This is a genomic window from Nodularia sp. UHCC 0506, assembly GCF_034931045.1.
Lineage (GTDB): Bacteria > Cyanobacteriota > Cyanobacteriia > Cyanobacteriales > Nostocaceae > Nodularia.
The window spans coordinates 1-5,701 of sequence record NZ_JAYGHH010000038.1 but is presented as its reverse complement, the minus strand read 5'-3'; the positions used below and the strand labels follow the sequence as shown (position 1 = coordinate 5,701).

The following is a 5,701-nucleotide window of genomic DNA, read 5'->3' as shown; positions in this document are numbered from 1 at the left end:
TAACGAAGATGGTACTATGAAGGATTCAGCTTACCGCGATCGCGTGGTTGATGTGATGGAAGAACTCTATAAATTTACACTTCTCTTGCGTGAACAAGTTGATTATCTCACAGACCGTTACAGTGAACGCAAAGCAGCAGCAGCACAAGCAACTATAAAAGTGGCAAATAGTGCTTTGGAAAATTTAACATCAACTAAAAAAACTAAGTAAGTCATCGTCAATAATTAAAGGTTTGTAGTCAGGACTTGAGTCCTGAATAAAGGGCTAAAGCCCTTACTACGAGATAAATTACCATATCTTTACATTACTTCACATAGTTAGCTTTATTTTCGCCAACTTACTGATCATAATCTCAAAATAATTAAAATTAAACAGCCAAAAACTTCTGAATCACATCTTGACTAAGTTCGTGGGTGGAACCAGAGGCGACAATACCACCTTTTTGCATGGCGTAATAGTAATCAGCTTGACGGACAAAGTGTAAGTGTTGTTCTACTAATAAAACAGAAATGCCTTTGGTTTCAACGATACGACGGACTGCGGCTTCAATTTCTAGGATGATTGAGGGTTGGATACCTTCGGTGGGTTCATCTAAGACGAGTAGCTGAGGTTCTCCCATTAAAGCACGCGCGATCGCTAGTTGTTGTTGTTGTCCACCACTCAAATCACCACCCATCCGCGATAACATGGTTTTCAACACAGGAAATAAGCTAAAAACTTCTTCGGAAATTTCTGCTTTTTTTACTGGTTTCTGTCTAGCTTCTAAACCTAAAAGCAAGTTTTCTTTGACTGTCAAACGGGGAATGATTTCTCGTCCTTGGGGAACATAACCAATTCCCATTTTTGCCCTTTGGTCTGGAGATTTGGAGTTGATTAATTCCCCAGCTAAGTTAATTGTGCCACTGCGGGGCGGGAGTAACCCCATAATTGTTTTGAGTAATGTGGTTTTACCTACGCCGTTACGGCCAATTAGGCAGATCATTTGCCCTGATGGTACGCTTAAATCTACATTACGTAGAATATGGCTTTCGCCGTAGTAAACGTTGAGGTTAGCAATTTTTAGCATTATCTTTGTGTTGAATGGCGGTATGTTTTCTCACGCACCAGACGCAGAGAAGGAGAGAGAGTTTTTAGGGTTTATTCTGGTTGTTGTCCTAGATATACTTCGATAACGCGGGGGTTATTTTGAATTTCTGTAAAACTTCCTTCGCACAATACTGTGCCTTCATGTAATACTGTGACTTTGCGGGCAATTTGACGGACAAATTCCATGTCATGTTCAATTACTAGAATTGAATGATTTTGAGCTAGTGTTAATAGGAGTTGACCAATGTTGTAGGTTTCTTCGTCTGTTAAACCTGCAACTGGTTCATCTACAAGTAGTAAGTCTGGTGACTGTGCTACTAACATCCCAATTTCTAAACGTTGCTTTTCTCCGTGGGAAAGTAAACCGGCGGCGATGTCTGCTTTAGGGGTTAAACCCACTGTTTCTAATAACCCTGTAATATTATTTTTTTCCCCAGGATGAGAACGCCTCAATAAAGTAGAAAAGACATTTTTATTGCGGTTGCTAGTAATTTCTAGATTTTCACGGGGTGTTAAGTTTAGATAAATTCGTGGTGTTTGGAATTTACGCCCAATTCCTAACCTGGCGATTTGATGTTCAGGTAAAGAACGCAGATTTTTTCCTTTGAATAAAACTCTGCCAATGCTTGGTTGTACTTTTCCTGTAATTACATCTAAAAATGTTGTTTTTCCTGCACCGTTGGGACCAATTACTACCCGCAATTCTCCCGCATCCATGCTGAAATTGAGTTGGTTTATTGCTTTAAAACCATCAAAACTCACAGTTACGTTTTCAGTTTCCAAGATTTTGGCGTTCATTTTGCACTTCGGGATCTTCTTCTAAGGTGGGATATGTGGCAATTTGTTGAGGGCGGTTGAAAAGAGTCATTTTCTGATTTTTTAACCATCCCATGATGCCGTCAGGTAAAACTGTGACGACTATTAAAAAGAGTACGCCTTGAAAAAATAGCCAAATTTCAGCAAATTGTTCACTTAAAAAAGTGCGGGCATAATTTACTAATAAAGTGCCAACGATTGCCCCAGTTAAGGTAGCACGTCCCCCCACAGCCACCCAAATCACCATTTCAATCGAAAAAGCAATATCCATTGATCTAGGCGATACAGACCCACTTTGGAGGGTGTAAAATGCTCCGGCTATACCTGCGATCGCACCGGAAACTGCAAACACTAAAACTTTAAATTCTGTCGGATTATAGCCGGAAAATCTCACCCGACTTTCATCATCTCGAATAGCGATTAATAATCTGCCAAAGCGTCCACTTGTCAACCAGCGACAAATTCCGTAGGTAGCTGCCAGAAAGATTACTGTTAGAGTATAGAAGATAAATTGTGTTTGGCTATCACTGACATTTGCCTCAAACAAAGTTCTAAAACCTGTGAGTCCGTTTGTACCATTAAACAGTTTTTGTTGACCATTAAAAAAGTTGAAAAATATAATTACTGCGGCTTGAGTTAATATCGAAAAATAAACTCCTTTCAGGCGATTACGAAATACTAAATATCCCAATAATCCCGCTAGTAAACCGGGAATTAGCACCACAGCCACTGTCGCCACGGGGAAGGAATAAAAAGGTTGCCAAAACCAAGGGAGTTCTGTCACACCATACAATCCCATAAAATCGGGGAGTTCACCAGAGGGAACTTGCAATTTCAGGTACATAGCGATCGCATATCCACCCAAACTGAAGAAAATCCCATGTCCCAAACTCAGTAGCCCAGTGTACCCCCAAATCAAATCTAGACCCAAAGCCACAATAGCCAGCGATAAAAATCGCCCCAGCAAATTCAAGCGAAATGCTGAAAGCATGGCTGGCATAATTAAAATCAGGATAAGTGCGATCGCTACTACAACACCAACCTCAATTAAAATTAACCTTCCTCCCTTTTTCTTCATTCTCTGCATCCTCTGCACCTAGTATGGTTTAAACATCAACAGTACGACCTTTCTGTGGAAAAATTCCCGCAGGTTTCCACTGTAAAAACACGATAATTAGTGCAAATACTAACACCTTCGCCATACTCGTTGTAGCAAAGAAATTCAATAAATCTGCTAGTGGCTGAATAGGAGATAACAAAAAAGCCAAAGTTCCAGAACCAATTAAAAAATTAGCCGTACCAATTCCTAATGCTGCTAAAATAGTTCCTGCCAAATTACCCACACCTCCAACAACCACCACCATAAATGTATCGATAATATAATTTTGTCCAGTATTTGGCCCTACCGAACCGAGTAAACTAATCGCACAACCAGCCACACCAGCCAACCCCGAACCCAAAGCAAAAGTAATGGCATCAACTTTTTGAGTAGGGATACCCAAACAAGCACTCATACTGCGGTTTTGCGTCACTGCACGAATTCTTAAACCCCAGTTAGAACGCTGTAAAAATAAATAAATTCCAGTGACACAAACTATCGTCAAAGCAATAATAAATAACCTAGCAAATGGCAATTGCACACCACCCAAAGATATCCCCTCTTGTAACCAAGTAGGAGCCGTGACATCTACATTTTGAGCGCCAAACCAAGATTGAGTAACTGTTTTTTGATTACTCAATAAATTTCCTGCGGCTATGGTGATTCCTAGAGATATTAACAACAAAACTGCCATAACCCAGTTACGAACTTTCGCCAAACTATTACGAGAATTTAAAACTTTTAACCCTCCAAAATACAATAAACAAAATAAAACCATACAAATTATCAACAACCAATTCACACTGCGAACAAACTGCTGAAATATTAAACTTACGCCCCAAGTTGCTAACAGAGTTTCTAAAGGTCGTCCGTAGAGATAACGAATCACCCCCCTTTCTAAAATTAAACCCACAACAGCAGTGAATAAAAAAGCGATAATCAAAGCCAAAAATATATAAAAATCAAACCACACTCCGCCCAACTCTTTGCAGGCATTCTGCACCACAAATGTTGTATAAGCACCGAACATCATCAATTCACCATGCGCCATATTAATAACGCCCATCAACCCAAATATAATAGCTAGTCCCAAAGCAGCAATTAATAAAACTGCCCCAATACTAATGCCATTAAATAAAGCCTCTAAAAAACCTATTAACACCTATTCCTTCCCCAAAAATCTCAGCCAATCTTACTTAATACCGCATAATTCGTAATCAGTAATTAATTACAAATTACGAATTACGAATTACGAATTAGGATTAAACTTGCTTGTACTTACCGCCCTTAGCCGGATCTGACCAATCACAACCAAAACCCTGAGTTTCCTTGACAAATTGATTCCAAGGAATCGGCTCAACTGGCGCAGGAGTAGCATAGACAATATCGAATAAACCATCTTGTCTGACTTGACCAATCCGCACAATTTTGGATAAATGATGATTGGCGTTCATAGTCACTTGACCTTCTGGCGCATCTAGAGTTTGACCGTAGGCCGCCGCGCGGACTTTAGCTAAATCAGTCGTACCAGCTGTTTCTACTGCTTGTTTCCACAAATAAACGGCGATGTATGCTGCTTCCATTGGGTCATTAATTACCCTGTCTGCACCGTACTCATTTTTAAAAGCTTCGACAAACTTTTTATTGGCAGGTGTGTCTACAGTTTGAAAGTAATTCCAGGCAGCATAGTGACCTTGAAGATACTCAACACCAATAGCTTTAACTTCTTCTTCTGCAATACTTACAGACATAGAAGGATACTTTTCTGGTGTCAATCCAGCCCCTTTCAATTGTTTGAAAAATGCCACATTACTATCACCATTTAGGGTGTTATAAATCACGCCCCCATTGGGCAAAGCTTGCCGAATTTTCGAGATAATAGGTGTAACTTCAACGTTTCCTAACGGTAAATAATCCTCACCAACTGCTTTCCCACCTAAAGCCTCTAATTGAGCTTTAATGATTGTATTAGCAGTGCGGGGAAAAACGTAATCAGAACCAACTAAGAAAAATTCTTTGCCTTTATTTTTTAACATCCAATCAACAGAAGGTTCAATTTGTTGATTTGGGGCAGCACCAGTATAAAAAATGTTTTTAGAACATTCTTGACCTTCATACTGTACTGGATACCAGAGCATATGGTCTTTGCTTTCAAATACTGGCTTGACATTCTTGCGGCTTGCAGAAGTCCAACAACCAAAAATCACAGATGTCTGATCTTGATCAATTAGCTTGGTGGCTTTTTCTCGAAAGGTATCCCAGTTAGAAGCCCCATCTTCAACGATGGCTTGAATTTGTTTCCCTAAAACGCCACCGGCAGAGTTAATTTCTTTGATTGCTAATTGTTCAGCATCGACAACGCTTTTTTCACTAATGGCCATAGTGCCACTCAGGGAGTGCAAAATTCCGACTTTGATGGTGTCACCAGTAGCGGCAACAGGAGAAGCCGTTGGACTCTCTGTCACTGTTGGGGTGTTATTCGCGCAAGCCTTGAGCAAAACGCTGCTACCAATAGTTGCAGAACTATAGATTAAAAACTGCCGTCTTTTAAATCGTCTACTCATGTTTTTATGAATTTCCCTTTGAATAAATCGGCTAACTCACAGGACACTGACAAAGTTCATCTTCAAACTGTGATATTAGTTGGTTATTTTACTATTAAATTGTTATCTGGTATACAAATTATTGAAAATGCCCTT

5 protein-coding genes and 1 pseudogene are annotated in these 5,701 nt (G+C 39.8%); 1 reads left to right on the top strand and 5 read right to left on the bottom strand.

Translation table 11 applies throughout. The annotated features are described in order from the left end of the window. Window positions 1–211, top strand: a pseudogene (locus tag VB654_RS18260) (arsenical resistance protein ArsH); the annotation flags it as partial. Window positions 212–368: 157 nt separating this feature from the next. Here the strand turns inward: VB654_RS18260 and urtE are convergent. From urtE to urtA, 5 genes are all read right to left on the bottom strand, one after another. Continuing rightward, on the bottom strand, window positions 369–1,067 hold the full coding sequence (gene urtE, locus VB654_RS18255; RefSeq protein WP_323215226.1) for an urea ABC transporter ATP-binding subunit UrtE: 699 nt from the start codon (window positions 1,065–1,067) through the stop codon (window positions 369–371). A 71-nt stretch (window positions 1,068–1,138) separates the two neighbouring features. Beyond that, entirely contained in the window at window positions 1,139–1,885 is a 747-nt protein-coding gene (gene urtD, locus VB654_RS18250; RefSeq protein WP_323215225.1) for an urea ABC transporter ATP-binding protein UrtD, read from the bottom strand. Beyond that, on the bottom strand, window positions 1,860–2,981 hold the full coding sequence (gene urtC / locus VB654_RS18245) for an urea ABC transporter permease subunit UrtC (RefSeq protein ID WP_323215224.1): 1,122 nt from the start codon (window positions 2,979–2,981) through the stop codon (window positions 1,860–1,862). Before urtC ends, urtD begins: the two co-directional genes overlap by 26 nt. 28 nt (window positions 2,982–3,009) lie before the next feature. Then, window positions 3,010–4,164, bottom strand: a complete 1,155-nt coding sequence (locus VB654_RS18240; protein WP_323215223.1) for an ABC transporter permease subunit — start codon at window positions 4,162–4,164, stop codon at window positions 3,010–3,012. 100 nt (window positions 4,165–4,264) lie between these two features. Then, window positions 4,265–5,566 (bottom strand): urea ABC transporter substrate-binding protein, encoded by a 1,302-nt coding sequence (urtA, locus tag VB654_RS18235; protein ID WP_323215222.1) that lies wholly within the window; start codon window positions 5,564–5,566, stop codon window positions 4,265–4,267. Between the last annotated feature and the right edge of the window lie 135 nt (window positions 5,567–5,701).

Coding starts and splice junctions, on each gene's coding strand:
- urtA (WP_323215222.1), bottom strand. CDS start 5,566: ATGAGTAGACGATTTAAAAGACGGCAGTTTTTAATCTATAGTTCTGCA.
- urtD (WP_323215225.1), bottom strand. CDS start 1,885: ATGAACGCCAAAATCTTGGAAACTGAAAACGTAACTGTGAGTTTTGAT.
- urtE (WP_323215226.1), bottom strand. CDS start 1,067: ATGCTAAAAATTGCTAACCTCAACGTTTACTACGGCGAAAGCCATATT.
- urtC (WP_323215224.1), bottom strand. CDS start 2,981: ATGAAGAAAAAGGGAGGAAGGTTAATTTTAATTGAGGTTGGTGTTGTA.